This is a genomic window from Cohnella terricola, assembly GCF_007786475.1.
GTDB classification, from domain to species: Bacteria; Bacillota; Bacilli; order Paenibacillales; family Paenibacillaceae; genus Cohnella; species Cohnella terricola.
Map to the genome: position 1 here is coordinate 329,784 of NZ_VNJJ01000001.1, position 26,271 is coordinate 356,054.

Annotated in this window: 21 protein-coding genes; 16 read left to right on the forward strand and 5 right to left on the reverse strand. The window is 47.0% G+C overall.

Annotation, left to right across the window (positions count from 1 at the left end; translation table 11 throughout):
* Positions 1-139: 139 nt before the first annotated feature.
* The gene (locus FPZ45_RS01560) at positions 140-709 is read right to left on the reverse strand and encodes a TetR/AcrR family transcriptional regulator (RefSeq protein WP_144697696.1); all 570 of its coding nucleotides are present in this window, start codon (positions 707-709) and stop codon (positions 140-142) included.
* Between the two features lie 320 nt (positions 710-1,029).
* Between FPZ45_RS01560 and FPZ45_RS01565 the strand changes: the two genes are divergently transcribed.
* The 5 genes from FPZ45_RS01565 to FPZ45_RS01590 all read left to right on the forward strand — a co-directional run bounded on the left by FPZ45_RS01565 (position 1,030) and on the right by FPZ45_RS01590 (position 8,150).
* Complete coding sequence (locus FPZ45_RS01565) at positions 1,030-4,131, forward strand: efflux RND transporter permease subunit (protein ID WP_144697698.1); 3,102 nt, start codon at positions 1,030-1,032, stop codon at positions 4,129-4,131.
* Between the two features lie 17 nt (positions 4,132-4,148).
* Positions 4,149-5,366 carry an efflux RND transporter periplasmic adaptor subunit gene (locus FPZ45_RS01570; protein WP_186438182.1) on the forward strand — a complete coding sequence of 406 codons (1,218 nt, stop codon included), beginning with the start codon at positions 4,149-4,151 and terminating at the stop codon, positions 5,364-5,366.
* A 46-nt stretch (positions 5,367-5,412) separates the two neighbouring features.
* Positions 5,413-5,973 carry an RNA polymerase sigma factor gene (locus FPZ45_RS01575; protein WP_144697702.1) on the forward strand — a complete coding sequence of 187 codons (561 nt, stop codon included), beginning with the start codon at positions 5,413-5,415 and terminating at the stop codon, positions 5,971-5,973.
* A 351-nt stretch (positions 5,974-6,324) separates the two neighbouring features.
* Positions 6,325-6,900: a TetR/AcrR family transcriptional regulator gene (locus FPZ45_RS01585; RefSeq protein WP_144697706.1), complete on the forward strand. Its 576-nt coding sequence runs from the start codon at positions 6,325-6,327 to the stop codon at positions 6,898-6,900.
* A gap of 209 nt (positions 6,901-7,109) precedes the next feature.
* Positions 7,110-8,150 (forward strand): NADH:flavin oxidoreductase, encoded by a 1,041-nt coding sequence (locus tag FPZ45_RS01590; RefSeq protein ID WP_144697708.1) that lies wholly within the window; start codon positions 7,110-7,112, stop codon positions 8,148-8,150.
* A 650-nt stretch (positions 8,151-8,800) separates the two neighbouring features.
* On the opposite strand, the gene FPZ45_RS01595 is transcribed toward FPZ45_RS01590, so the two are convergent.
* A complete protein-coding gene (locus FPZ45_RS01595) occupies positions 8,801-9,445 on the reverse strand; it encodes a DUF2306 domain-containing protein (protein WP_144697710.1) in 645 nt (214 codons plus the stop codon).
* 358 nt (positions 9,446-9,803) lie between these two features.
* Between FPZ45_RS01595 and FPZ45_RS01600 the strand changes: the two genes are divergently transcribed.
* The 10 genes from FPZ45_RS01600 to FPZ45_RS01645 all read left to right on the forward strand — a co-directional run bounded on the left by FPZ45_RS01600 (position 9,804) and on the right by FPZ45_RS01645 (position 21,335).
* Positions 9,804-10,433 (forward strand): TetR/AcrR family transcriptional regulator, encoded by a 630-nt coding sequence (locus tag FPZ45_RS01600; RefSeq protein ID WP_144697712.1) that lies wholly within the window; start codon positions 9,804-9,806, stop codon positions 10,431-10,433.
* 190 nt (positions 10,434-10,623) lie between these two features.
* Positions 10,624-11,988, forward strand: a complete 1,365-nt coding sequence (locus FPZ45_RS01605; RefSeq protein ID WP_144697714.1) for a cytochrome ubiquinol oxidase subunit I — start codon at positions 10,624-10,626, stop codon at positions 11,986-11,988.
* Positions 11,988-13,001, forward strand: coding sequence for a cytochrome d ubiquinol oxidase subunit II (locus FPZ45_RS01610; RefSeq protein ID WP_144697716.1), 1,014 nt, complete (start codon positions 11,988-11,990; stop codon positions 12,999-13,001). The genes FPZ45_RS01605 and FPZ45_RS01610 overlap by 1 nt, the downstream gene beginning before the upstream one ends.
* 42 nt (positions 13,002-13,043) lie before the next feature.
* Positions 13,044-14,810: a thiol reductant ABC exporter subunit CydD gene (gene cydD / locus FPZ45_RS01615; protein ID WP_144697718.1), complete on the forward strand. Its 1,767-nt coding sequence runs from the start codon at positions 13,044-13,046 to the stop codon at positions 14,808-14,810.
* The gene (gene cydC / locus FPZ45_RS01620; protein ID WP_144697720.1) at positions 14,807-16,534 is read left to right on the forward strand and encodes a thiol reductant ABC exporter subunit CydC; all 1,728 of its coding nucleotides are present in this window, start codon (positions 14,807-14,809) and stop codon (positions 16,532-16,534) included. Before cydD ends, cydC begins: the two co-directional genes overlap by 4 nt.
* 142 nt (positions 16,535-16,676) lie before the next feature.
* Positions 16,677-17,366, forward strand: a complete 690-nt coding sequence (locus tag FPZ45_RS01625) for a response regulator (RefSeq protein ID WP_144697723.1) — start codon at positions 16,677-16,679, stop codon at positions 17,364-17,366.
* On the forward strand, positions 17,363-17,911 hold the full coding sequence (locus tag FPZ45_RS01630; protein WP_144697725.1) for a DUF420 domain-containing protein: 549 nt from the start codon (positions 17,363-17,365) through the stop codon (positions 17,909-17,911). The genes FPZ45_RS01625 and FPZ45_RS01630 overlap by 4 nt, the downstream gene beginning before the upstream one ends.
* A gap of 250 nt (positions 17,912-18,161) precedes the next feature.
* Positions 18,162-18,701 carry a GNAT family N-acetyltransferase gene (locus FPZ45_RS01635; protein WP_144697727.1) on the forward strand — a complete coding sequence of 180 codons (540 nt, stop codon included), beginning with the start codon at positions 18,162-18,164 and terminating at the stop codon, positions 18,699-18,701.
* A 144-nt stretch (positions 18,702-18,845) separates the two neighbouring features.
* The gene (locus FPZ45_RS01640; RefSeq protein WP_144697729.1) at positions 18,846-19,436 is read left to right on the forward strand and encodes a DUF4304 domain-containing protein; all 591 of its coding nucleotides are present in this window, start codon (positions 18,846-18,848) and stop codon (positions 19,434-19,436) included.
* Between the two features lie 678 nt (positions 19,437-20,114).
* Complete coding sequence (locus tag FPZ45_RS01645; RefSeq protein WP_144697731.1) at positions 20,115-21,335, forward strand: HEPN domain-containing protein; 1,221 nt, start codon at positions 20,115-20,117, stop codon at positions 21,333-21,335.
* A 480-nt stretch (positions 21,336-21,815) separates the two neighbouring features.
* Here the strand turns inward: FPZ45_RS01645 and FPZ45_RS01650 are convergent, their stop codons facing one another.
* The 3 genes from FPZ45_RS01650 to FPZ45_RS01660 all read right to left on the reverse strand — a co-directional run bounded on the left by FPZ45_RS01650 (position 21,816) and on the right by FPZ45_RS01660 (position 25,023).
* Entirely contained in the window at positions 21,816-23,555 is a 1,740-nt protein-coding gene (locus FPZ45_RS01650; RefSeq protein ID WP_144697734.1) for a HAMP domain-containing sensor histidine kinase, read from the reverse strand.
* Positions 23,552-24,286, reverse strand: a complete 735-nt coding sequence (locus FPZ45_RS01655; RefSeq protein WP_144697736.1) for a response regulator transcription factor — start codon at positions 24,284-24,286, stop codon at positions 23,552-23,554. The genes FPZ45_RS01650 and FPZ45_RS01655 overlap by 4 nt, the downstream gene beginning before the upstream one ends.
* A 137-nt stretch (positions 24,287-24,423) precedes the next feature.
* Entirely contained in the window at positions 24,424-25,023 is a 600-nt protein-coding gene (locus tag FPZ45_RS01660) for a TetR/AcrR family transcriptional regulator (protein ID WP_144697738.1), read from the reverse strand.
* A gap of 226 nt (positions 25,024-25,249) precedes the next feature.
* On the opposite strand from FPZ45_RS01660, the gene gap reads away from it, so the two are divergent.
* Positions 25,250-26,260 (forward strand): type I glyceraldehyde-3-phosphate dehydrogenase, encoded by a 1,011-nt coding sequence (gene gap, locus FPZ45_RS01665; protein ID WP_144697740.1) that lies wholly within the window; start codon positions 25,250-25,252, stop codon positions 26,258-26,260.
* Positions 26,261-26,271 lie beyond the last annotated feature (11 nt).

Sequence of the window (26,271 nt, forward strand, 5' to 3'; positions counted from 1 at the left end):
CATTTAGTCCGATTACACCGGCGGAGATCAGGGTCATGCCGACCCATTTTCCGCCGCTTCCCAAACACCGCTTCTCACCAAACCTACTCGTCCATATCAACGGTTTCTCCTGTTGTCAGGTCGACGGTGCACGAAGGAATTAAATCCCGCCGTCCGACATCCCTTTTTGATCGCGGCTTTTCACCATCGTCATCAAATAGGCCAGAACGTCGGATCGCAAGCGCGAATCAAGCGGGGCAAACCCGAACAATTCGCAGTAAAAAAGTCCGTCCGCGGCCAGTCGGGCAATCGTCGCTTCGACGGGGTCCCTGCATTCCGCCGCCATACGGCCCTGCCAGAGCACGTAACGCTCGCGCATCGGATCCAGCATGGCCGGCTGATTCGATGCGGCAGCCAAAATGCCGAAGCTCATCTCAAGGTCTTCCTTGTCGATCTCGAACGTCTTGATCAGGTAGGCTTGGGCCCAACGGTTATCGAGGGTCTGATTTCGCGTCGCTTCGGCGTCCGTATCGGAATCGAAGCGATCGAGAAAATCGTCGAGTGCCGCTTGGATCAACGATTCCTTGGTGGGAAAATGGTACAGCAGCCCGCCCTTGCTTACCCCTGCTTCCTTGGCGACCGCATCGAGGGTAAGATGCGCGGCGCCGTGCCGTCTCACCAGTCGGCAAGCGACTTTCAGAATCTCGGAGCGTTTCGAATTCCGGTTCATAGTGCACCTCCGGTTTTTACTATACTGTCCGGACGGTACAGTAGTCAAGAAAAACTTATATTCCGATCGAAATAGACGAGTATTTGTCGGCGGCACGCTCCTATTGATTGCTCTTATAGACAACGGGCAACAGAATCTCGATCTTCGTGCCTTGCCGCACTTTGGATTGTACTTGGATTTCTCCGCTGTGCGCCTCTAGAAGGCTTTCTCGTCATAGTTTATTCATATTCGCATGATAGGCTGGCACTAAGCTCGCAGGAAAGCTTTCCCATAGCGATTGCGGGAACTATCGAATTTGACTGTAACGGGAGGGTTACCTGTTGAAAGGATTAATAAACTTTTCAATGAACAAAGTGGCCGCAATGTTTATTATGATTGCGATTATTCTGGGCGGGGGAGCGTTCGCGGGAAATACGCTGAAGGTAGAGAACATGCCGGACGTGACGTTTCCGATCGTCGTGATTTCAACTACATACCAAGCCTCTCCCCAGGATGTGATGAGCCTAATAACGAAGCCGATCGAAGATCGGATCGCGACCGTCGACGGCCTCGACAAACTGACTTCGACGTCGAGCGAGGGAATGTCCACCATCATTGTTCAATTTAATGAAAATGTCGACATTCAGAAGAAAAAGCAGGATTTGGATAGCCTTGTCCAAGAAGTTCCGATGCCGGCTTCGGCGGAAAGGCCGCGAGTATCAACGGTGGGCTTCGCGTCCATTCCGGTTTTCTACTTGGCCGTATACGCCAAGGATTCGATGAGTCAATCGGAGCTAGACGCACTGTACGAGAAGGAGCTTAAGCCGGGGTTCGAAACGATCGGAGGACTCGACCATATCGATTCCATCGGCGCGCGTCAGACCACGCTAGACATTCAGTTGGACGCGGGGGCCTTGTCGGCTTACGGACTGACGCCGGCATCGATCGTGGGATTCATGCAGACGGCGATGACGAACGATTCGATCGGCGTCGTCCAGTTCAACGGCAATACGCAGATGGCCCGGGTAAAAGGGGAACTGAACAGCCTTTACGATCTTGAAAATTTGGAAGTTTCCACCCCTACGGGACAAACGCTGCTGTTAAAGGATTTTGCGGAGATTACGGCGGTGAACGAATCCAACTTTATCGCCCGAATGGACGATAGACCGGCAATCGGCATTCACTTGTACAAGTCGAGCTCCACGAATGCAGTTACCTTCTCCGGTGAAACCAAAAAGCTCATGGAGAAATGGGAAGCGGAGTACCCGGGAATTACGTTTAACAAAGTGTACGACAGCGCGGACGAGGTACGGGAGTCGATCAGCGGCTTGCTGAAGGAAGGCATGATGGGGATCGTGCTTGCCTCCCTGATGATTCTGGTGTTCCTGCGCAACGTAAGAATGACGCTTATCGTCGTCGTCTCGATTCCGCTTTCTATCCTGATGACGCTAGCCATGATGAAATACATGAACCTTACCTTAAATATTATGTCGCTCGGCGGGATATTCATCGCCGTCGGCCGGGTCGTCGACGACAGCATCGTCGTAATCGAGAGCATTTACGCCAATTTGCAGAAGGCACAAAAGCGCAACGAATCGGTCATTCTTATGGCGGTTAAGCAAGTCGCGATGGCGATCAGCTCCTCGACGTTCGTCACTGCGGGCGTGTTCCTGCCGATCGCCTTTGTTACCGGCGTTATCGGCGGCTTTTTCCGGCCCTTCGCCATCACGGTGGCATGCGCTCTGCTGGCTTCCTTGCTCGTGTCGTTGACCGTAATTCCGATGCTTGCCAAGCTGTTGGTTTTGCGGGAGTCCAAGCATACCGAGGGGCATTCGGAAGAGCATGAAGGCAAGGTGACGCAATGGTACGGTCGAATTTTGACCTGGAGCTTGACTCATCGCATGAAGACGCTGCTGCTTTCGGGCTTGCTATTGATTGCGACCGTCGTCGTTACCGTTCCGATTTTGCCGAAAGAATTTCTTCCCGAAGGCCCGCCGGACAGGCAGATGAATTTTTCGGTTAAGCTGCCTTACGAAACTTCGTTCGACGGCACGGATTTGCAGGCGAAGCATATTGAAGCGGACTTACGCGAGGCCAAAGACGAGAATGGGCAGCCGCTGTTCCAGTTCGTGGAGGCTCTTGTAGGCTACAGATTTTCCAAGGACCGGGTTCCTTACGCGATAGAGATTATTACCGAAGTGAACAAGGATGTCGATCCGAACGCTGTGCGAGATCAGTACAAAAGCTTAATCGCCGCCCAGCTTCCGGCAGGCTCGGAGGTTATTCCCGGAAGTCTATCCGGAGGCGACGGGTATTCTTCCGTCGATTTCTCCTACGTGCTGTACGGCGAGGATCAGCCGACGCTGGCGCAGGCCGCGGCGGTGGTGAAAGAGAAGCTTAAAGAATATCCCGATTTGAAGGATATCAAGGATAGCTTGGGGGATGCGAAAAAAGAAGTGCAGATTACCGTAAACCCCTCCAAGGCGCGTCAATTCGGAATTCAGGTATCGCAAGTGCGCGATACGGCCGCAGCCTGGATCGCGAGATACAATCTGGGAGATGTCCGCCTGGACAACACCTTGTACCGGACGGCAATCGAGCTGTCCGCCAAAGACAAAAACTCGTTGCAGCAGATCGGACAAATTCCGCTCCCTACGGCAAACGGAAGCACGGTTTATTTGAACGAGGTTGCCAAGCTGGAGGAAGTGGACTCTCCGCTCGCTCTCCAACGGGACGGCCAGAAGCTGATGGTGGAATTGACCGCAAAGATCAACTCCGCCAATAAAAGCCTTGTCAGCTATGAAATTTCCCAGTCTCTCGCCAAGCTTGAGCTTCCCGAAGGCGTGTCGACAACGACCCGGGGAGCGAGCGCCGAAATGGCGAAGGGCTTCGGCCAACTGTTCGTCGCTATGGGAGCCGCCATTGCTATCGTCTACTTGATTATGGTACTTTGCTTCGGCAATGCGGGAACGCCGTTCGCCATATTGTTCTCGCTTCCTCTTGCAGTGATTGGGGGATTGCTCGGACTGCTCGTTACGGGAGAGTCGATCAATATTACGTCTCTCATCGGTTTTATGATGCTGATCGGAATCGTCGTCACGAACGCGATCGTGTATCTCGACCGGACGCAGCAGCTTAGAAAGGAAGGCTATCTCGTACGGCATGCCTTGATCGAATCCGGGAAGGCGCGCTTGCGGCCGATCATCATGACGGCTGGGGCGACGATCGCGGCAATGATTCCTCTCGCGCTTGGATTGTCGCATGGTACTTTGATTTCCAAGAGTTTGGCGGTCGTTGTTATCGGAGGCTTGGTCACTTCAACGATCTTGACGCTCGTTGTCGTACCGATCGTTTACGAGCTGATCGAGTCATTCAAAGCCCGGGCAGGCCGGATGTTCAAACGGGGCAAATCGAAAGCTTCTAAGCAAGAGTTAAATGTATGACTTATGGAGGAGAGCAAATGGACATGAAGACAAAAGGTTACGGCTCGGCAGCCGGCAGAAGATTAGCGTTAATGGTGGGAGTTTTTGTATTCGCGGCATCTCTTGCGGCATGCTCGGCGGACACGTCCGGGTCTCAGGCGTCCGAATCGCCGGCTGCAGCAACGAATCAAGTTAAAGTAGAGCCCGTCGGGAAGGCGAGCATGGGAGATCCCCGCGAGCAGGTTGCGGAAGTCAGCGCGAATGTGCGTATGGACATTACGGCCGATGCGGGCGGAATGATTCTTCATTTGCTTAAGAAAAACGGCGAGCGCGTGAAGGAAGGAGACGTCATCGCGCAGTTCGACAGCCGCAACGCGCAAATTGAGAAGGAAAGAGCGGAAGCCGCGGTCAAAAACGCGGAAGCATCACTGGCGTCCACCTCGGCGGAATTGAAAGCTCAACGCCTGCAGGCGACGAACGTGGTCGTGAAGCTGGAGGCGCAGCTCAAACAGCAGGCCAGAACGGGAACTCAAGAGGAAATAGACGAAGTGATGCGCAGCCTCAAAGCCGAAAGGGGGAAATTGGATGCGCTGAACCAAACCAAGTCAATCGAGGCGCTGCAGGCACAATTGGAATCGTCCAAGATTTCGCTTAAGCAAGCCCAGATGGCCTGGAGCAACGGAACGATCATCGCATCGACGAGCGGCGTGCTGACCGACGTCAAGGCGGTTGAAGGGATGAGCGTTCAGCCGGGCAGCGTGATCGGGGTCATTCAAAACGCAGACAAAGTGAAGCTGAAGGCGAGCTTGTCCGAAACGGCCGCTTCGCTGGCGCGCAACAAAGATGAGCTTGTTTTCTTGACGTCCGATCGCCAAGGTGCGTCGAGAAAAGCGAAGGTCGTTTATCTGGCGGAGCTTCCGGACTCCAATACGAGGCTGTACGGTCTGGAATTGGAAGTCGACAATACGGACCTTGCGCTCAAACCTTCTTCCCGGGTGCAAGTACAATTGACGACGCCCGAAGAAGAAAACGTAGTCGCCGTTCCATCGTTGAGCATTGTACGGGAAGGAAGTGACACCTTCGTGTTCCTGCTGAATGGAACGAAGGCGGAGAAACGCAAAGTCGAGCTTGGTCGCATTAACGGCCCATATCAAGAAGTGATCGGCGGGATAAAGGTAGGAGAAACCTTGGTCGTATCCGGCCAGCACAGCTTGCAAGACGGCCAGACGGTCGAAGTGGCGGCATCAAAATCCTAGGAACGACGTGGACAACGACACCCGGACAGGAAAGGAGGACCCTTGCATGGAGGTCATTCCGACATACGAAAAGTTGATTACGCCGTACATGGACGATTTGCGAAGATATTGCTTTTATTTGACGAAGTCAAAATGGGACGGAGAGGATTTGCTCCAAGACACGCTTCTGAAGTCGCTTGTGTTTTTCTCGCATACGGAGCCGCTTCTAGATATGAAGCCGTTCCTGATGCGGGTTGCACGAAACTTGTGGATCGATGAGCATCGTAAAAAACAAAGAAGGCTTGCTGTGCTGGTCGAACCGCCCAAGCTATATCATAACGATAACGACTATATCGAGGTTCGCAGCGCCATTGAATGGCTGGCGGAACGCTTTCCGAGACGAAGTATCGAGATTTGGCTGTTGTTTCGCTATTTCGGATACTCGATGCAGGAAATTGCGGACAGCACGAACAGCACCGTCTCCGCGGTAAAGTCGATCATTTTCCGCACGCGCAACGTTGTGCGCAGCCGCCACAAACCAGCGGAGTCGAGCAAAGTCCTTCACTTTGACGTGGAGCGCTGGTCGCGGGCTATTATGAACGATATGCCGCAAAGCTTGCTGTCCTAATCTAGCGGGAAGTATCTCTTGGCCGAATATGGAGTCATACCAAAATCCACCTATTGAATGTGTCCGAGGCAACCCCATTCAATAGGCGGATTTGGCTCATCGGTATCATTTTCTTAAAAAATATTTCCATTATTACGCGTCCTAAAATTGATATTCTTTCCTTGCTGCTTTCGACAATCGGTTTTGAGCGCGTTTATTTTTGCCGGGATATTGACGATCGTTGCGCTCTTCATCTCGTTATTTATGAAGCGTGTAAATGGAAACTCATTATCATAAAGTAGTAATAAATGTACTCCTCCACACACTTGCGAATTTTTTGACTACGTGGTCAAGAAGTGATAAAGTGATCTCATGAGTAGACCAAGGGAATTCGATATTGATCATGCATTACACCAGTCTATGGAAGTGTTTTGGAGCAAAGGATACAAATCTACTTCCTATGAGGACTTAACTCGTATGACAGGGGTTAAGAAGCAAAGCTTGTATTGTGTGTTTAACGACAAGCGATCTCTATTCCTCAAGGCTTTAGCCCACTATCGTGAACAACATATTTCGAACTTGAAAGAGTTGGAGGAGCAGAATATCTCTCCACTGGAAAAGCTTGAATCCTTATACAAATCTCTGCTGCACGATGAAGAATTGTGCCGCGGATGCTTGATGGTAAATACCGCAATGGAGTTTGCGAAGGATGACAAAGAAGTCACCCGCGAAATAGAGCTGATGTTCGCCGAAACTGAACATATTCTAGAGAAAATCATCAGCAACGGTCAGAAACTGCAGTTGATTACGACCCGTTTTTCCAGCAGCGTGCTTGCAGCTTATTTAAACAACGCTATTTCCGGCTCAAAGATTTTAGAGAAATCAGGTGGAACTCGGGAACAGATCGAGGCGGTGTTGCGTACGTCTTTTGCAATTATTTTGCCTTGATCTTTTTTTTTGCCAAGATTTTGACCGCGCAGTCAAAAATGGATATCGAATATTTACATTGGTCTTACAACATGATAATAAAGGAGGTGGTGCTTAAGGAACGCCCCTTTGGATGTACATCTAGATGTAAAATAAAACTAATCTTAACGCGGGCCACTGGCCTGTGATACTGTCTAAACATTAAAAAGCGACTAACTTTGGAGGCTATCATGACTAGAACACTATCAGTAGAATCCCTATTTAAACCTTTTGAATTAGGCAACTTGAAATTAGCTAATCGGATCGTAATGGCACCGATGACCAGGCAATTTTCTCCGGATGGCGTGCCTGGCGCTAATGTGGCTTCCTACTACCGTCGCAGAGCCGAGAACAACGTGGGACTTATCGTGACAGAAGGAACGATAGTCAATCATCCGGATGCGTCGAATCAAGCTAACGTTCCGCACTTTTATGGTGAAGCTGCATTAAACGGCTGGGCAAATGTAGTGTCCGAAGTACATGAGGCAGGCGGACGGATCATTCCACAAATCTGGCATATGGGAGCTCGCGGTCAAGTTAATGATTATTCGGAAGAGGAAATTGCCGACATCGTTCAAGCGTTCGCGCAGGCGGCCTCTGAAGCCAAGCGTCTTGGATTTGATGGCATTGAGCTGCATGGTGCACATGGATACTTAATTGATCAATTTTTCTGGGAGAAAACCAACCAACGCACCGATCGCTATGGTGGCGACATGCTTGCACGCACACGTTTTGCAGTTGAGGTGATCGAGGCTTGCCGTCAGTCAGTTGGAGCCGAATTCCCGATTGTACTGCGCTTATCACAATGGAAATCGGGGGATTATTCAGCGAAATTAGCTGGAACACCTGAGCTGCTGGAGCAGTTCCTAGCGCCACTCGTTGCTGCAGGCGTCGATATTTTCCATTGTTCCACTCGCCGTTTCTGGGAGCCTGAGTTCGAGGGCTCTGACCTGAATTTTGCAGGATGGACCAAAAAGCTAACTGGCAAACCGACGATTACGGTTGGATCTGTTGGTCTTGATGGTGATTTTACAAGTCTTTTCGCTGAAGGGAAGGGAGCTGCTAGCACCGGAATTGATGGATTGATTGAAAAACTCGAACGTGAAGAATTTGACTTCGTTGCCATAGGACGTGCTCTATTGATTGATCCGGCTTGGGCAACTAAAATTCGGGACGGCCGGACAGAGGAATTGATTCCTTTTACACCTGATGCATTAAAAACATTAAGTTAAGTGTTGAATTAGCATAATATGCACGATGAAAAGCAGTGACAGGCCTGAATTTTGGGCCTGCACTGTTTTTTTGCGTGTCCGCTTCGCTTTACACAAACTTAAGAAGCTCGTTGCTGCGATTGTGTTGGAATAATACTGTAAAAGATATAGTTTCCCTTGTACAGTATGCTATTATTTGTAATTAAGATGAATATTGGAGGATTGATATTATGCAGAGGATTAAATTTATGTATAAACAATTCTTAAGGGAACCTCTGTGGTTTAAGATTCTTTTCTCTTCAACGTTGCGGTTGCGATAGTATTTAGCAATTCATTTTTTTCGCAAAATGGATATTATCAGAGCATTGCAAAGTTTGCCGCTGCAATGTTCTTCACTTCATATGGCATCAAGTTCCGTAGAAACACTCGTATCTCAGTTATCTTTTTCGCACTAACCATTATATGTATATACCTGTCCTGGGTTAATTTTGAGCACACACGTCTTTAACGGGGAACGTTAGTTCTATAAATCTGCTTTCTTTGCTTGGTGATTTTGAAAGAAAATTAACAGCCCACTCGAAGGTTATGGTTATGGAGTGGGCTGATAAATTATCCTTTGAATGACGTCGGCTTGTGAGTCCGTCCACAAAAGAAGCGGTGGATATTTATTATCACCGAAACGACACCGTACTCCCGCCAGCCTTTCGTCTCCGAATGATCCATTCCGCCGCAAAGAAAAGAAGTACGATCGTTCCTATAACACTCGCCGTATATCCGACCTCATAGCTCATTCCCAGCGCGTTGATGAAGAGAAGCATAAGCGTATGTATCATCTGATTTGTGAAACAGAACGCGTAGCTGCGGATCATCCAGCGGCGGTGGTTTTCAACCCGCCCTTGTCGAATATGCAAGTATGCGTTCACTGTTATAAATATCCAAATGATATTAAGCAAATTGAAGGCTACACTCACGACCTTGCCTCCAGTCGCAAAAGGAGCCATATAGCCTGATGTGATGCATACGGCCAGTACGGCGACGACATAGACGTAGCCGAGAATACGATGCGTCTTCCGGTACTTACGGAGCTTGGCACTGGCAAAGTTTATGGCGCCAGCAGCGATCGCGATGCAGGCGAAGATGACATGAACGTTCAGCATAGTTAGCCAGACAGGTAAATTCATCGGACGGGTGAGCTTGGTCTTGTGGCTCAAAAAAACCGACGCATCCGGATCCAGGGCGAAACGATCCAAAAGCGTCCAGAAGACGAAGGCTGCAGCAACGGTAATCAGGAGGCGGAAAGCTATTTTAGCGTTCATCGGCCTGAGGCGCGCTACCGGCGAATGTGAACAGTGAAACGAAAAACCAGCAATTAAGCGAGAACAAGAAACTGTGACTAATCGTCATGGCGCAACTCCTTTACATGTTTAATGAACCGCATAGCCTTCAACCTTCTCTTAAGTTAGAATTAGCATCGCATGATTCGACATTTTTACTGAGCGTAGAAGTCTTGCAGGGTAACGCGCTTTAATAGGCATAGGGGTTAGGACCGGACCGTCCGGTCCGCAAAATCCATTATACTTTAGCACGGCTGACTTGCAAATAGACAACTTCGGGAATTTTGTGACAAAATAATTAAAACAGCACTGATGAGCTTACATGACGAGGAGGAGAAACATGAATAAGCCAGACGATGTACGAGAAAAAATCATAAACGAGGCTATGCTCTTATTTAATACAAGAGGCATTGCACAAACATCAATTCAGGATATTATGAAGGCAACTGCATTACCTAAAGGTGCGATTTATCGACGATTTGAAAACAAAGAAATGATTGTACTTGCTGCTTTTGAGCGGGCAAAAGGGATATTGCTTGATTTTTTTGTTCAGGCGGAACAAGAAGGAACGAATGTGCTTGATAAGCTCATGAAAGTCTCTGCAGTTTATCGGGATGCTGTAAACAACCCTCCGATTCCTGGGGGATGTCCAATGTTGAATACGGCGGTAGAGAGTGATGGTTCGTTCCCTGAACTTCAGCAGAAAGCTCATGAAGCTTATCAAGTTATGGTTCAATTCATGCGATCAATCATAGATCAGGGGATTCGAAATGCGGAGATTCGTCCGGACACAGACGCAATTGAATTGGCATCATTTCTGACTGACTCGATGGAGGGAGCCATTATGGCAAGCAGATTGACTGGCAGCGCCGACCCCATTCAACGATATATGAAGTACGTGGAGAGGTTGGTCAGAAGTTGCATGATAGATGTTAAAAATACGGGCTTAACAAAACAAAGAAACGGATAAAGTTATCATGATAAGCAGGCTCGATCAATAGCCCGATCGGGCTTTTTTTGCATTGTTCATCGAGTTGTCAGAAAGAATTGTTCCACTCTTGAACGATTAAGGGAGAAGATGTGACCGCGCTTGATCTGCTGAAGGACAGAGATATAATCAACTCGAATTACAATTGGCTTTGGAAGGGAGGCAGTAAGGAATGGGAATTGATACGGTACTATGGAGCAAGCTGGTGACAGGAATGACACTAGGGTTCCATGTGATATTCGCGACGATTGGTGTCGGTATCCCTCTCATGATCGCGATTGCCGAGCTCATCGGCATCCGCAAGCAAGATTTTCACTACACACTGATGGCTAAGAGGTGGGCAAGGGGGTTTGTTATATCCGTCGCGGTCGGTGTCGTAACAGGCACGGCAATCTCACTGCAATTGGCATTGGTGTGGCCGAATTTTATGAAGTTGGCGGGGAACGTTATTGCGCTTCCGTTATTCATGGAGGTGTTTGCATTTTTTTTTGAAGCTATCTTTCTAGGCATTTATCTGTATACGTGGGATCGGTTCAAGAACCCATTTGTTCATTGGCTGCTCACAATCCCCATTGTCGCAGGGGCAGGCATGTCTGCTGTTTTTATTACGACTGTGAATGGTTTTATGAACCAACCCGGGGGATTTACCATGCAAGGCGGACAATTTACAGCCGTTAACCCGGTGCAAGCGATGCTGAATACGGCGACGTTCTCCAAAGTGTTCCATGTATTAAGCTCGGCCTATCTCACAGGAGCAGCTCTGCTAGCAGGAATAGCAGCCTTTACGATGCTTAGAAAGGGCGTTACGGGATATCACAAAAAAGCACTGAAGCTTATGATGGCCGTTGTCATGTTGTTCGGACTGCTAAACACGGTAACTGGAGATGTGTCCGCCAAGTTCTTGGCCGAGCATCAACCGGAAAAGCTGGCTGCTGCGGAATGGCATTTTGAAACCGAAAGCGGCGCGGATTTGATTCTATTAGGATGGCTTAATGCCGAGCATAAAATTATAGGCGCACTTCACCTGCCGAAGATTCTCAGCTTCCTGGCTTTTGGAAACTTCAATGCAAAAGTAACAGGTCTGAATGAATTTCCTCCAGACGAACAACCTCCGCTCCTTGTACATTACTTTTTTGACTTGATGGCTGGCATCGGGTTTTCATTGTTGGGTATATCCGTTCTGTATTTCCTATTTACATTCTGGAAAAAACGCAATGAGCACAACAAATGGCTGCTCCGCATGATTGCTTTAGGTGCGCCGCTCGCATTTTTGGGAGTCGAGCTGGGCTGGTTTTACGCTGAGTTGGGGCGGCAGCCGTGGATTTTACGAGGATATATGCGTGTAGAAGAAGCCGCGACGACATCGCCAAGCGTGAGAAATCTTTTTTTCCTTTTCCTTCTTCTTTACATCGTATTAGGCGTGGTTAGTGTCCTTGTTCTTCGACGCTTATTCAACAATAATCCGGCAGAAAATGAGATGGAGAAGTGGGCGCAGCATGCGGGCGACAAGAGGACAGGGAAGGGAGCGCATGCCTGATGAGTTACGATTTGATTGGGATTTCGGTACTTTGGCTGTTTTTGTACGGGTATATTATTATAGCCTCCATTGACTTTGGAGCCGGTTTCTTTGCCTTTTATGCCCGCCTGACCAAGCAGGACCACCTCATTAATCGTCTGATTTCTCGTTATTTGTCACCCGTATGGGAGATCACAAATGTATTTTTCGTCTTTTTCTACATCGGCATGATCGGATTTTTTCCAGATACAGCCTATTACTATGGTTCGGCGCTGCTTGTTCCGGGGAGTATTGCAATCGTGCTGCTTGCTATTCGCGGTTCGTTCTATGCGTTTGAAAACTATGGTTCCAAAAATAATATCGTCTATCTGTTTTTGTACGGCGCATCGGGTTTGCTGATCCCGGCTTCGTTGTCAGTGGCGCTGGCCCTGTCTGAAGGCGGCTTTATCTTGAAGCAGGATCAGACGGTTTCTCTGGATTACTGGGCTTTATTTACCAATCCATTGTCGTGGAGCATCGTTGGATTGGCGATTGTGTCTGTCTTGTTTATTAGCGCCTGTTTTCTGGCGTTTTACGCTTCACGGGCAGAGGATCACGCTGCGCTAAAGCTTATGCGGACATACGCGCTGTTCTGGAGCACACCGACGATTATTATCGCCCTGACGGCCTTTATCTATTTGGGGCAACACAATGAGCGACATTATCAAAATATGATGGATTTATGGTGGCTGCTTGCACTTTCTGTTGCCTTTTTCATGATTGCGATGTGGCTGTTATACCGCGGCCGTCGCTATGGGTTAGCATTTGTTTGCATCATGCTGCAATTTTTCTGTGCCTTTTTCGCTTACGGGATTGGGCAGTATCCCTATATTCTTGATCCCTACATTACGATTCAGAGCAGCGTCACTTCATCCTCAATGGGCTTCGCGCTGGTTGTCGTATTTATCGGGGGCATGTGTCTATTGATTCCTTCCCTTTTTTTGGTTTTCAAGCTGTTCCTGTTCGATGCAGATTACGTGAAAGGGAAAAAGTAGGCTGATTACTCGCAGGCTATTACCATAAAGGAGTTGAGTTTGGTGAAGGGGAAAAGAAGCTTGATCGCTATACAGATGACCGCCCAACGCAAACGTCTCATTTACCTGACATTCATCTCGCTCGCACTAGGTGCCGCTATTGTAAGTCAGGCTGCATTGCTAGCTGAAGCCGTCCAGCGGATCTTTGTGGAGAAAGCATCTTTTTCATCGGTTGCCCTACTGCTCGGCATCCTACTGGTCGTGATGGCGATACGTACACTGTTGTCATATGGGAACGGGACTGTTGGTTTGCACATGGCAGCAACCGCCAAAAAAAATATGCGAGCAGCCGTGCTTCAGAATTTTACGCATGCTTCCATGCCGTCCTCCCTTCAAGGGCAAACGGGGGGAAAGGTCAGTATTGCGCTGGATGCTGTGGATGAGGCGGATAGTTATTTCAGTCAATACATGCCGCGTATGGTGGAAACAGTCATTATCCCCATTCTGATTTTGGTCGTTACGTTTACCCAACATATCAATTCAGGTATCATCATGCTGGTTACGGCTCCGTTTATCCCGATTTTTATGATTTTGGTAGGGTTGAAAACGAAAAATAAATCAGAAGAAAAGTATACGCAGTTGGCTGAGTTTGCCGGTACATTTCTGGATTCCCTTCAAGGGCTCGTTACGTTAAAAATATTCGGACGGGCCCACCGTCAGCAACAAGAAATCGAACGCAGCAGCTTAAGATACCGTGATGCCACAATGGATATTTTGAAGATTGCGTTTACGAATACCCTCATGTTGGAATCGATTGTGATGCTGAGCATCGGGGTTGTTGCTCTCGAACTGGCCATTCAGCTGCTTGTCTTCAAATCGATGTCGTTTCACACGGCCTTTTTTGTTTTGTTGCTCGTGCCCGAATTTTACAGCTTGCTAAAGAGTTCGGGCACAGCTTTTCACAATGGGCGAACCAGTATGGGGGCGATTCGCAAGGTTGAAACCATGCTCGCGGACACGAACGATAGAAACGATCTGAAGGATCAGCCGATAGGGCTCCGGACATTCCCGAAGAAGCTGTTTCCAATGCCGCCCGCCATTGAACTGGACAATGTCCGGTTTCAGTATGCACCTGATTCGTTTGAGCTGAATACAGGCTCGATCACAATTGGACCAGGAGATCATATTGCCCTTGCTGGTCATAGCGGATCCGGCAAAACGACCTTGCTCCATCTTATAGCGGGATTACTAAAACCGGTGTCGGGGGCCATTATGGTGAATGGAAATCCGCTTACTCAACAGAATGAGACGATATGGTTCGAACATATTAGCTACATTACGCAGCATCCTTACATTTTTGCAGGTACCTTCGCCGATAATATCGCGATCGGTACCGGGCGGAAAGTCTCCAGGGCTGAAATCGAGGCGGCGGCTGCGGATGCGGGTCTTTCCAAGGTTGTATCCCAACTGGAGCGGGGACTTGATACCCCCGTCGGTGAAGGCGGCAGAGGACTATCCGGTGGGGAAAAGCAACGACTTGCCGTAGCGCGAGCTTTTTTGAAGCGGCCCTCCATTATTTTGTTCGATGAGCCGACCGTCGGACTCGACCTTCACACCGAGCGCATCCTGCAACATTCGATTGCAACCTTGGCCAAATCGGCGACGATGATTACGGTGGCTCACCGATTGTATACCATTCGACATGCGGACAATATTCTGTTTATGGACCATGGCGTCCTAGTGGGCTCGGGACATCACGACGAGCTTATGAAACGCCTGCCTGCGTATGCAGAGATGGTCGATGTCCAACGCAAAGGGGTGCCGGGATGAGCGAGTTGGCTATTTTGTCTCAAGCTATGATTCGGGAGCGCAAGGATATTATTCTTTCGATTTTAGGCGGATTTGTCGCCGGTATTGCTGGTGTAGTCCTCTTCTCTGCGAGCGGATATCTCATTTCGCAAACGGTGTTTGCACCCCCGCTTTATACGCTGATTGTACTTACTTCGCTGGTCAAGCTGCTTGGTTTGATTCGAGCGGTGAGCCGTTATGGCGAGCGCTTATATTCGCACAGAGCGACATTCTCTATGCTTAGCCGTTTGCGAACATCCTTTTTTGCTAAGCTTATTCCTTTAACGCCGGGAGTTTTAAGTAATAGACGAAGCGGGGATCTGCTTGCGAGAATCGTTGGGGATGTAGAGAGTTTGCAGCACTATTTTTTACGCGTTGCGTATCCGCCGATCATTGTCGTTATGGTCTTTTTGACGACAATGCTGGCTACCGCCTCCTTTTCTTTCTGGATGGCTTGCTTGTTGCTACTCGGTATGCTGGGGACCGTATTGGTTGTGCCGGGAATCGTATTGCTGGGATATCGGAATATCAATGGGCATGTTCGCAAGCAGCGGGCGTTGTTGTCTACGGAAGTAACAGAGGTGTTATACGGTTTTCGCGAACTTAAAGTTTATGGTCAGCTTGCGAAGAGGGAGCAGCAACTTCGCCAAGCTTCTGCCGCATTGGCAGCTGAGCAGCAGCGAGCGGCCGGACAACTGCTACGTGGACAATCGATGCATGCCTTTGTCACCTATCTGATTTCCTGGGGGGTGTTGGCACTTGGTGCTTATCTGATATCGGATGGAACGCTAGCTGGCGTATATCTGGCTATGCTTGTCATGGCCTCATTAACTGTATTTGATGAAGCATCGGCTATGGCCACGTTGCCAGCATATAAGCAAGATAGTGAACATGCAGCCAAGCGGCTGACGGAAGCCGTATTAACGCCTACCATGCAGCCAGTGAAGCCAAGTCGTACATTAAATACTGACCATGCCGTTTCTATTGAGTTATCCGGCGTTTCCTTTCAATATGAAGGGGAGTGGAGGCCGGCGTTGAAGAACTTTTCGTTGCAAATTCCACCAGGATTCAAAACGGCGATTGTCGGACCTAGCGGCTCAGGAAAGTCCACGCTGATTGAGTTGTTGCTCAAGCTGCGTACGCCGACGGCCGGGGATTTGCGACTGAACGGCATATCGGTACAAGAGCTGGAGGAGTCGAGCATTTGGAAAACGGCGAATGTCGTGCTGCAGCAAAGCCATTTTTTCCGGGGAACGATCCGGGATAACTTGGTCATGGATGGTGAGGACCATTCTGACGGCGACCTGTTGGATATCCTCGCTAAAGTGCAATTGCCGACCACTTCATTAACGGACCCCGTGTACGAAAAGGGAGAAAATTTATCGGATGGCGAAAAACAGCGCTTGGCCCTGGCCCGGGCCATGCTTCGCAATGGAAAGCTATGGCTGCTGGATGAGCCGACGTCTTCACTGGACTATGTGACAGAGCAACGTGTTTTGACACACCTATACGAACAGGCATCCGAAGATACGCTTCTGCTAATCTGTCATCGGCTTAATGGCTTGGAAGGAATGGACAGAATTGTAGTCGTGGAGCAAGGAAGAGTGATCGAATCGGGATCGTATTCAGAGTTGATGGAGCAAAAAGGCTATTTTTATAAGATGAAACAAGTTGAGTTACAATTAATCGGCGAAACGGGGGATTAAAAAGATCTATAATATGTCATTGACACTGAATGGTCATATTTTTCGAGGAAAATAGCCACTTCGGGCCATTCGACTAGACACATAAAACGCGATAATAGCAACAGGCATAGGGTTTAAGGTTCCATAAAGGGGTTGTGGAGCGGTGAGCCAAATCAACAGAGTGTTGCTTGCAGAACCATCGCAAGAGCATAGAGAGCGGATCAAGTACCTGCTGGAGCTGGATCCGATATTTGAGGTCGTAGCGGAAACTGACTGCGGAAGGGATGCGATATCTCTCACCGATTCATTAAAGCCGGAGCTTGCGCTTGTTGCGGTTGAATTACACGATATGAAGGGTACACAGACCATTCAAGAAATGAAAAAGATGAATCCCCAAATGTTAGTCGTATTGCAAGCGGAAAGCGCTGACGTTGAGTATTTTTTTGAAGCCCTGAAAAGCGGGGCGCAGGGTTACTTGTTCAAGTCGCTGCACCCAGCTTCCTTTCACGAGTATCTGAGATCGCTCTTGATCGAGGATGCGACTCTGCCGAGAGAGCTTGGATATCAAATTTTAAAGCAATTTGTTACCGAGAATATCCCACATGGCGAAGAGCCCCTTCTTAGTGTAATGGAAACGGCAGTATTAAGATATCTGTGTAGAGGATTCAACATTGAAGAAATCGCCGATCGCTTAGTAATACCGGATAATGCAGTGAAGCTCATACTGAATGACATTCTTTTTAAGTTGAAATTAAAGAGTCGTACTGAGCTGGTCACTTATGCGTCTGACAAAGGAATTTTTATGTCTAAGGCAAGCTCGAAAAAAAGAAATAGGAGCGTTTGGATCAAATGAACTCAAATGATCAACCAGCCAATAATAAAAGTTATACGATTCCTATAATTGTAACGTCCTTGATTATAAATTTTGTTATACTTCTTTTGTTTTTTTCACCGATTGGATACAAAGGAAGTATCAAATTTGATTTAATCATCTTCCCGAGAATAAATGGAGTTTTAAATGGCTTTACGTTTATATTTTTGCTATCGAGCTTAATTGCAATTTTGAGAAAAAACATTGAGGTGCACAAAGGTTTCATTCTTGCTTCCTTTACCTCGACATTATTATTTCTGGTTTCTTATTTAACATTTCACTACATGTCCTCAGAAACAGCGGCATTTGGCGGCCAAGGTATTATCAGACCCATTTATTTTTTTATTTTAATTTCGCACAGCATCCTTGCCGCAATAATCGTACCGCTAGCCCTATTCACACTTGTTTGGGGATGGACGAATCAAATTCAAAAGCATCGGCGCATTGCTCGATGGACAATGCCTATTTGGCTTTATGTCAGTTTTACTGGAGTAGTCGTGTTTTTAATGATGGAACCCTATTACTGAACAAAAAAAAGCCCATGAGATCGTGGGCTTTTTTTCTTTTTTAAAGTTGACTGCTCTAACGGGAACGATAGTCTGGAGCTGCTCGAAAAGGAAAATAAAAAAATGTTAAGATAGATTAAAAAGCTCTGATCGTAAATAATGGTTGTAATATGGTGATATTAATCCCCATCCAGAAACCACTATAAAGCCAGGGGAAGAATGACTTATTACAAGACCTTTGAGAGGAAACTTAAATTTAGGAGTGATTTAAATGATTAAAGATAATAACATTTACATTAGGCCGTTAAACATAGAGGATTCACTAGAAATACTTAGATTAGAAACAGAGAATCGTGAATTTTTTGAGATGTTTTCAATGACTCGTAGTAATGATTTTTATACGATGGAAAATCAAATTAAGAGAATAACTAAAAATCAAGAAAGCATGCTTAAAGACCAAGAATACAACTTTGGAATCTTTACCAATAATATTGATAAATTAATTGGTACCATTAACCTGTTTCAAGTTATTCGTGGCTCCCTTCAAAATGCTTTCATTGGTTATTTTTTGGATAAGAGTAGTAATGGTAAGGGGTACGCAACAGAGTCAGTAAAATTAGTTGTCGATTATGCATTCAATGAATTGATGTTACATCGGATAGAAGCTGGTGTAATGCTTCATAATATTGCATCCATGCGAGTGTTGGAGAAAGCCGGGTTTCATAAAGAAGGGATTGCACAAAAAAATGTGAAGATTAATGGGATATGGGAAGATCATCAAGTATTAGCTATAATTAATCCTCATGACTAATGCAAAATTCAGCTAACGGAAAACGATAGTTAAGGGGCTTGCTTCGATGCAGCTCCTTTTTTGTTTATTGAAGTAACGGGCAGGATAGCTGAACAAATCGACCGTTGTTTTGTATAATTTGTTTAGTATGAAAGGTGTGTGTAAATGACTATTCATTATAGCGAACAACTAAATGAGATGATTTCAAATTTATTCGAGCCTAAATTGCAAGAACTTGGATTTAAGCGTTCAAAAAACACCTTCTCTAGAAAAGTAAATGGTATCCGTCAGGTGTGCCAAATACAAAAAAGCCGAAATAACAGCAACATATTCGTATCGTTCAGTGTTGGAGTGGGTGTCTACCATCCCGACTTTGCAAAATCACAAGGAAAGCATTTGAAATTTGATCCCATGTTGATTAGCGTACCATTGGCTAACCTAGTAGAAAACGCATTGCAGAAAAAAACCTATCTTAATTGGTATAGAATGGGGGATATCCCTGGGTTTGCACCTTATGGTGGCCTATCAGAAGATACGTTTGATCTGGATGATCCATTTACGAGATACGACCGAATATGGAAAGACCCGAATAAATTGGCTTATATACTAAATCAGGATATAAATCTATGTATCATTCCATTTTTTGAGTCTACCGATACAGAAGCTAAAGTTGTGAATTTCGTAATGGCTAACCAGTACTATAATTTTTTAAGTGAGCTTGGACGGCTATTTATTGACGAAAAATCGGATTTTTGATAATTCTGTGTTGTGCTAACGGGTAAGATAGCGTAACCAAATCAGGTCGCTGATATGAATGATCAAGTCTATTGGATGCGTTACTCCAGATGCTAAATGTTCTTTGGCTTTTTCGAGGGACAACATTTTGCAAAGTAGGTCGGGCTCATATGAGCCTGACTGCCGGTACATACGTAGACTTCTTTGCCGTTATAAGTAAGTTTTCGAAGTGGCTGGGTAGAGAAGAAGGATAAACTCCAGAAAAAACTGTTTTTGCAACTGCTTCTGGGTCTCCCATTCAATTTCTTGACCGGGTAGGTAATTGTGCACGTCTCGAAGCCAAGTTTCAAAGCGGTGCATGATCTCGGTATACGGACCGTCTCCGTTTTTGATGCTTCCTTTGGTGGGATATGCAATGCCGAGCGAGTCTGACCACTTCAGATTGCCGTTTCTTCTGGCGTATGAGAATAATGTACTTAAACTAACGGGCAGGATTTATAGCTATTTCACGAATATTTTAATAATGGAAGTGAGTAATTTGGTCATTAGAATGTATGCAACCGGACCGGTTTAAAGGTAGACGATATCAAAGAAGGACTACTTGTAAAGCTAGATAAAAATGTATTAGTCATGATGGATTGAAACCATGGAAATACTCAGTTCTTTTAACATTAAATAAACTATTAGCGAGGGTGCAAGATGAATATATTCGATGAAATCAGTGAATTGCTGCGAGTGGTAAAGGTCGGTCCTAATCCGAAAGATGGAACAGGGTACCAAGGACATTTGCGCACTTTGGACGGGAAGAACCTGTACTTTTCAGGCCAAGATATTATTACTTTCGAGACGATTTCAGAAAAAATATGGAAAGGTAATAACGATTTATTTGAAACAGTGACACTTAAGGCTGTAAAGGATCAGATAATAAAACTATTGCAGAAACAAGTCTTTGACGGCAATCATATTACTCAAGCGGAAACAGATCAATTTATTCCAACTTTAATTTCAATGCCGATTCAAGCGTGGGAAGTTTTTCGTCCACTCTATGGCGCTAATTTACCACCTAATGCGAATCCTTTAGCATTAGGACCTTTCACAATTTATCATGCTGAACACCATAAAGCGAACATTTTAGCAAAGTACCCTCATGGCAATATGATATATGACTTAGAACTTGAACACATGGATACTATGTTGATTATGAATGTGATGATCAACGCCCGAGAAAATAACAGAGCGAATGAATTGAGTGACAATAAATTCCGTCAATTCGACAATATTATTAGGTATATGCTAGGCCCTACTCATCAACACGATGTAGCGGTTAATAATTTTAATTCTTGGGCAGTTACTCAATCACTTATTTTCTCTGCCGAACAAGCTGCAAGCAGTTCATCTGCAACAGGCTCTATTCAAAGCGTTCAGATAACAGACCAATTCTTTCAAGATTCTAAAAACGGAAACCTCTGGATTTGGAACAAATTGAACTCCGGTAAATTAACCGATCTCGAAAAACGTATTTTCGCTGCTGTCAACTGGATTGGTAAAGGTGCAAAAGAAAAAGAACCAGCGAATAGCTTCGTTCAATATATTTTTGCTTTGGAATCGCTGTTTACATTCCAAAAGAAAGGTGTCCTAGTTTCCCCCTCTATCGCTAATCAACTATCAGAATTTACTGCGTTCATCCTCGGCAATGACCTTGATTCACGTAAAAGATATTTAAAAACTGTTAAAGATTTATATGGTAAACGTTCTGCTGTAGCTCACGGAGGATCACAAGTAATCTTAAAAGATGAAGTTGTTGAGGCATACGAAATTGTGAAAAATCTTGTTGTAACTTTAATTACGCAGCCAGATTTACAGATTCTAAAGTCTGTGGATGAGTTGCAACAATGGGTAGATAATAAAAAATACTCTTAAAGACCTCATCGACTGGCGATAACAATAACATTATTTCTGGGCTTAATAGTCCGTAAATCAGAAGAAAATATCACAAGTTAGACACAATCGCATGAAGTACACCCAGTAAAGTTGACATTGGAAACACATCATGCATTTAACTGATAAAACTATAGGGAATGCACATCAATTTCGTATAAGCTTTTTTGTTTATTCCCGTATGAACAAACAATACAGCAAAGTTGAAAACTTAGGTAAGCTCATCGAATTTCGCTGAACTTACGGGTACGATAGTTGAACAAAGCAGTTACTACTTACTAAGTCCAAAACTGAAACTGCCCGCGAAGAACAGATTCAAGTGAATCATGCAGAGGGAGGGATTGTTTCAGAAGTGTGGATATAAACCCGCGAATGCTGGCAATTTGCGTTCCGCCGATGGTTGTCCGAAAGCAACCGGAGCTAATGTACAGACGGCGCGGTATATGTTATCTTTCTGTACGCTCAGCAGGGCAACATGATCTCAATCTTCGTGCCTTGCCCCAATTTGGAATGCACTTGAATTTCTCCTCCGTGCGCTTCCACGATCGTTTTGGCAATGCTCATCCCAAGCCCGGAGCCAGCCGTCGATTCTTCCGTATTCGTTCCCCGGTAGTAGCGGTTGAACAAATGATGCAGCGTCTCCTCGTCCATCCCTCTGCCATTATCAATGACTCGTATGCACGCCTTGTCTTTTACCCTGCCGATTGAGACGGTGACGACCACACCCGGCGAATTATGCTTTACGGCGTTGGTTAGCAAGTTGTCCATCAACCTCAGCAACCAAGTCTCATCTGCCAATAATCGTACGGGACTCTCGTCTCCAACGTAGAGAAACTGATATTCCGACATCGTGGCGTCGTTGACATACTTCAGCACCGAGCGGCGCACCAGCTCATCCAAATCGATCTCCCGAAGATTCATGATGGAATCGCCCTGTTTGAGTTGATGAATCATAGAAAAGTCGGAGATCAGTTCCAGCATATAATCTCCCTTCTCCCGAATCGTCGAACCCATGAGCCGCATCTCCTCGTGGCTCCATTGCTCAGGCAAGCTCTCCAGCATATACCCGTAGCCTTGAATTGTAGCCAGGGGCGTGCGGAGATCGTGGGAGATCCCAGACATCCACTCTGCTTGCGCCTTTTCCAGCCTCTCGCGTTCCTTCTCGGTTTGCGCCAGTTGGTGCGTCATCTGATAGAAGGATTCAATTACTTCCTTATAGAGCTTGTATCTGGATCGCATCGCGCCGTTACGGCGGAACACCCTGCGCATGTCCTTTGCGGTAAGCACTTCGTTATATTGCCCTTTGCGCATGCGTTCAAACCAGCCTGAGAACAGAATCAGCGGCTGACCGTAGCGGTAGCCGTGCCAGATTGAGATGGGCACAATCAAGAGCAAGATTAGACCTGCGGTCCAGACGAGCCCTCGCGTTGCTGAATCAAGCACAGGATGCTTCAGAGAACCTCCCGCCGCGTTGGGTGTATAGAGGATCCAGGTCATTCCGCTAGACTCGTCCCGATGGACGACAATCGTCGTGTCATAGTTATCGGGAGATTGCTGGATAGCCAAAATATCCAGCGGACGATACGCCCGCTGCATGTAATCTTCATCGCCGATGCCTTGGACGGGAAGACCTGAGGGGTCGATCACTTGCAGATAGCTGCCTGTCTCACGCAGTTGACGGTCCAACATGGAAACCGCTTCGCTGCGCACGACTCCCTGATGCCCGTAGGCGTCGAACCATTCCATGAGCTGGTCAAGTTCAGGACTATGGTAGCCCAGCATGAACAGAAGCGTCTTATTGAAAGCAAAATTCAGCTGAGTGTGTACGGCATACGTCCCAAGCGTCCGTGTCTCTTGAATATAGAGCAGCTCAGCGATGGAGTAGGAGGACGGCACCGATTGTTGGGAAGTCGTATTGACGGCGTAGATTACCTTTCCATCGGCATCGACAACCTGCAGCCACATGCCTTTCTCCTCGATGAGCTTGTTCCACTCGCGGGAAATCTGAATCGTCCCGTCTTTGGTATGCGCTTCTTGTGCGATCATTTGCAGCGCGCCAACCGGAAAGTTCCGGCGTATCTCATTATTCTGCATGTTCTGGAAAACCAGGACGCAGGCAACCAGGGTAATGGCCACAAGCAGCAGGGCATAGAATATTAATTGATACGTGAAGTGGAAGGTCATGCGATGTTGTATTTTCATCGGTCCTGCGACTCCTTCATCAGCTTGTAGCCAAGGCCGCGTACGGTAATCAGCAGCTGCGGATTGCCGGGATCGATCTCGATCCGCTCGCGTATGCGCCGGATATGCACCATTACCGTCGAGTCGTCTCCTTGTCCGTTGATCCCCCATACCTTGTCATAGAGCTGTGTTTTGGTAAATACGATTCCGGGATGCTTACAGAAGTGCAGCAGCAGTTGGAAGACTTGCGCAGGGCAAGGTACCGGCTGTCCCTCCACGATCAGCTCGCCCTCCGCCTCGTTGACGGTGAAGCGGCCGAACCGGTAAATTCCCGAATCGGGCCGTTTAACTGGACTGGCTGCGGGAACATCCGGCTCCAGACGGCGTATGCGCGCCTGAATTCTTGCCGCCACCTCCAGGGGATTGAAGGGCTTCGTAATATAATCGTCCCCGCCCATAGCGAAGCCTCGCAGAACGTCGAGATCCGAAGCTTTGGCCGTTAGAAACAAAATATGCGGATTCCCGTATTCGCGGAGCTTGGAGCAAAGCTCCAGTCCGCTGCCGTCCGGGAGCATAATGTCGAGAAGAATGATATCGGGGACCACGCGCGCCGCCAAATCGAGCGCTTCTGCACAGGTGGAAGCGGCATACAGCTGATTAAATCCTTCCCTACGAAGCACCATTTGCAGCATGGTGACGATCGAAGGTTCGTCGTCGACGATTGCGATTCTAATATCGGATAAGCTTGTCATCGTTTTCACCCCATTCCATCGTAGCATGATCACATTAACAGAACCTAAACGTAGGGAGCAAAATTAAGCTGTTGTTCATCGATACCTTTAGGCTCCGTTTCAGTGACGTCGGTATGGAAGCCAAATCTTTCTGCTGATTAACTGCTCTTTAAGCAGCATTGCTGCAAATAGGACGAGAAGGTTGTCTTGTTCATTAGCATATGCTTGTTGTCTCCATCCAACTTGCTGAGCAAAATGCCCCCCTCCAACAAGGAAAACGCAAACGTAGCAAGCGCATCCGAATCCAGATCTTCCTTAAACTCCCCAGCTTCGATCCCGTCACGAATAATGCTTTTCATCATATCCAAGAAATTATGCAGCCCTTGCCTCGCTCGATCACAAAGCTCCGAATGAGTATCGTCGCTTTCTACAGCCGTATTCTGCATAGGACATCCGCCAATAAACGGCGGATTGTGAACAACATCTTCATAAACGCGAAAAAAAGCAATCAACCGCCCTGACGCAGACTGCTCTTGATCGACCGCCTCGGAAAATTTCCCGGAGACCAGACTGGCAGCGTAATTGTAGGCTTCAAGCGCAATCTCGTCTTTACTGGCAAAATGCCGATAAATGCCACCCTTCTTAATTCCGGTATCGGCAATAATATCGTTTAACGATGTACCGGCATATCCTCTCTGATTAAAGATTGCTGCCGACTTCATAATAATGTGATCTCTTGTTCGCTCTCCTTTTTTCATGGGTACCTCCGAATGTCCTTATTCTAATCAAATATTATATCAATATTTACGACAGAAGCCTTGCCAATCACTCAAATCATGATACAATAAAGATACCGATCGGTCTCTTTGATAATACAACAACCCCTTTTTAATGGGAATCGTGTCCGGCAGCCGCCAATTTCTTTGATTTCATGACAGGCATTTGTCTGTTTGGGATAAATAAAGATTGCAGGAGGAATATTCCATGAGTGTAAAAGTAGGGATTAACGGTTTTGGACGAATCGGACGGCTCGCTTATCGCCGTATTCAAAATGTGGAAGGCGTCGAGGTTGTAGCAATTAATGATCTTACGAACGCGAAAATGTTGGCTCATCTGCTCAAATATGATACGACGCAAGGCACTTTTCAAGGGGACATCGAAGTTCATGACGGAGCCTTCACCGTTAACGGTAAAGAAGTTAAGGTACTGGCTAACCGTAACCCTGAAGAAATCCCTTGGGGCGAGCTTGGCGTAGACATCGTGCTCGAATGTACGGGTTTCTTCACTACCAAAGAAAAGGCGGAGCTTCATCTGAAGGGCGGAGCCAAGAAAGTCGTCATTTCCGCACCGGCAACAGGCGACATGAAAACAATCGTGTACAACGTAAATCATGAAACGCTGGACGGAACGGAAACCGTCATTTCCGGCGCTTCTTGCACAACGAACTGTCTGGCTCCTATGGCTAAAGCTCTGAACGATAAGTTTGGTATTCAATCCGGTTTAATGACGACTATTCACGCCTATACAGGCAACCAGAGCACACTTGATGCACCGAATCCTAAAAACGATTTTCGCGCGGCACGGGCCGCCGCAGAGAACATAGTTCCTTATTCCACGGGTGCTGCTAAAGCCATTGGCCTCGTTCTTCCCGAACTGAAGGGCAAACTTGATGGGGCATCTCAACGTGTGCCCGTATCAACAGGCTCCGTAACGGAACTCGTAGCTGTATTGAATGCTACGGTAACGGCTGAGGAAATTAACGACGCTATGAAAGAAGCGTCCGATCCGGAAACTTACGGATACACGGAAGACGAGATCGTATCTTCCGATATTAAGGGCATGACGTTCGGTTCGCTTTTTGATGCCACGCAAACGAAAGTTCTGACGGTCGGGGACCATCAACTGGTGAAAACCGTAGCCTGGTACGATAATGAAATGTCTTACACGGCTCAATTGGTTCGAACTTTGGTATACTTCGCAAAAATCGCCAAATAATCTGCCCAGCA

Excerpts from the sequence above, each read along its gene's own strand:
- FPZ45_RS01560 (WP_144697696.1), bottom strand. The coding sequence starts at position 709 with ATGAACCGGAATTCGAAACGCTCCGAGATTCTGAAAGTCGCTTGCCGA.
- FPZ45_RS01570 (WP_186438182.1), top strand. The coding sequence starts at position 4,149 with ATGGACATGAAGACAAAAGGTTACGGCTCGGCAGCCGGCAGAAGATTA.
- FPZ45_RS01575 (WP_144697702.1), top strand. The coding sequence starts at position 5,413 with ATGGAGGTCATTCCGACATACGAAAAGTTGATTACGCCGTACATGGAC.
- FPZ45_RS01585 (WP_144697706.1), top strand. The coding sequence starts at position 6,325 with ATGAGTAGACCAAGGGAATTCGATATTGATCATGCATTACACCAGTCT.
- FPZ45_RS01590 (WP_144697708.1), top strand. The coding sequence starts at position 7,110 with ATGACTAGAACACTATCAGTAGAATCCCTATTTAAACCTTTTGAATTA.
- FPZ45_RS01595 (WP_144697710.1), bottom strand. The coding sequence starts at position 9,445 with ATGAACGCTAAAATAGCTTTCCGCCTCCTGATTACCGTTGCTGCAGCC.
- FPZ45_RS01600 (WP_144697712.1), top strand. The coding sequence starts at position 9,804 with ATGAATAAGCCAGACGATGTACGAGAAAAAATCATAAACGAGGCTATG.
- FPZ45_RS01605 (WP_144697714.1), top strand. The coding sequence starts at position 10,624 with ATGGGAATTGATACGGTACTATGGAGCAAGCTGGTGACAGGAATGACA.
- FPZ45_RS01610 (WP_144697716.1), top strand. The coding sequence starts at position 11,988 with ATGAGTTACGATTTGATTGGGATTTCGGTACTTTGGCTGTTTTTGTAC.
- cydC (WP_144697720.1), top strand. The coding sequence starts at position 14,807 with ATGAGCGAGTTGGCTATTTTGTCTCAAGCTATGATTCGGGAGCGCAAG.
- FPZ45_RS01630 (WP_144697725.1), top strand. The coding sequence starts at position 17,363 with ATGAACTCAAATGATCAACCAGCCAATAATAAAAGTTATACGATTCCT.
- FPZ45_RS01635 (WP_144697727.1), top strand. The coding sequence starts at position 18,162 with ATGATTAAAGATAATAACATTTACATTAGGCCGTTAAACATAGAGGAT.
- FPZ45_RS01640 (WP_144697729.1), top strand. The coding sequence starts at position 18,846 with ATGACTATTCATTATAGCGAACAACTAAATGAGATGATTTCAAATTTA.
- FPZ45_RS01645 (WP_144697731.1), top strand. The coding sequence starts at position 20,115 with ATGAATATATTCGATGAAATCAGTGAATTGCTGCGAGTGGTAAAGGTC.
- FPZ45_RS01650 (WP_144697734.1), bottom strand. The coding sequence starts at position 23,555 with ATGAAAATACAACATCGCATGACCTTCCACTTCACGTATCAATTAATA.
- FPZ45_RS01655 (WP_144697736.1), bottom strand. The coding sequence starts at position 24,286 with ATGACAAGCTTATCCGATATTAGAATCGCAATCGTCGACGACGAACCT.
- FPZ45_RS01660 (WP_144697738.1), bottom strand. The coding sequence starts at position 25,023 with ATGAAAAAAGGAGAGCGAACAAGAGATCACATTATTATGAAGTCGGCA.
- gap (WP_144697740.1), top strand. The coding sequence starts at position 25,250 with ATGAGTGTAAAAGTAGGGATTAACGGTTTTGGACGAATCGGACGGCTC.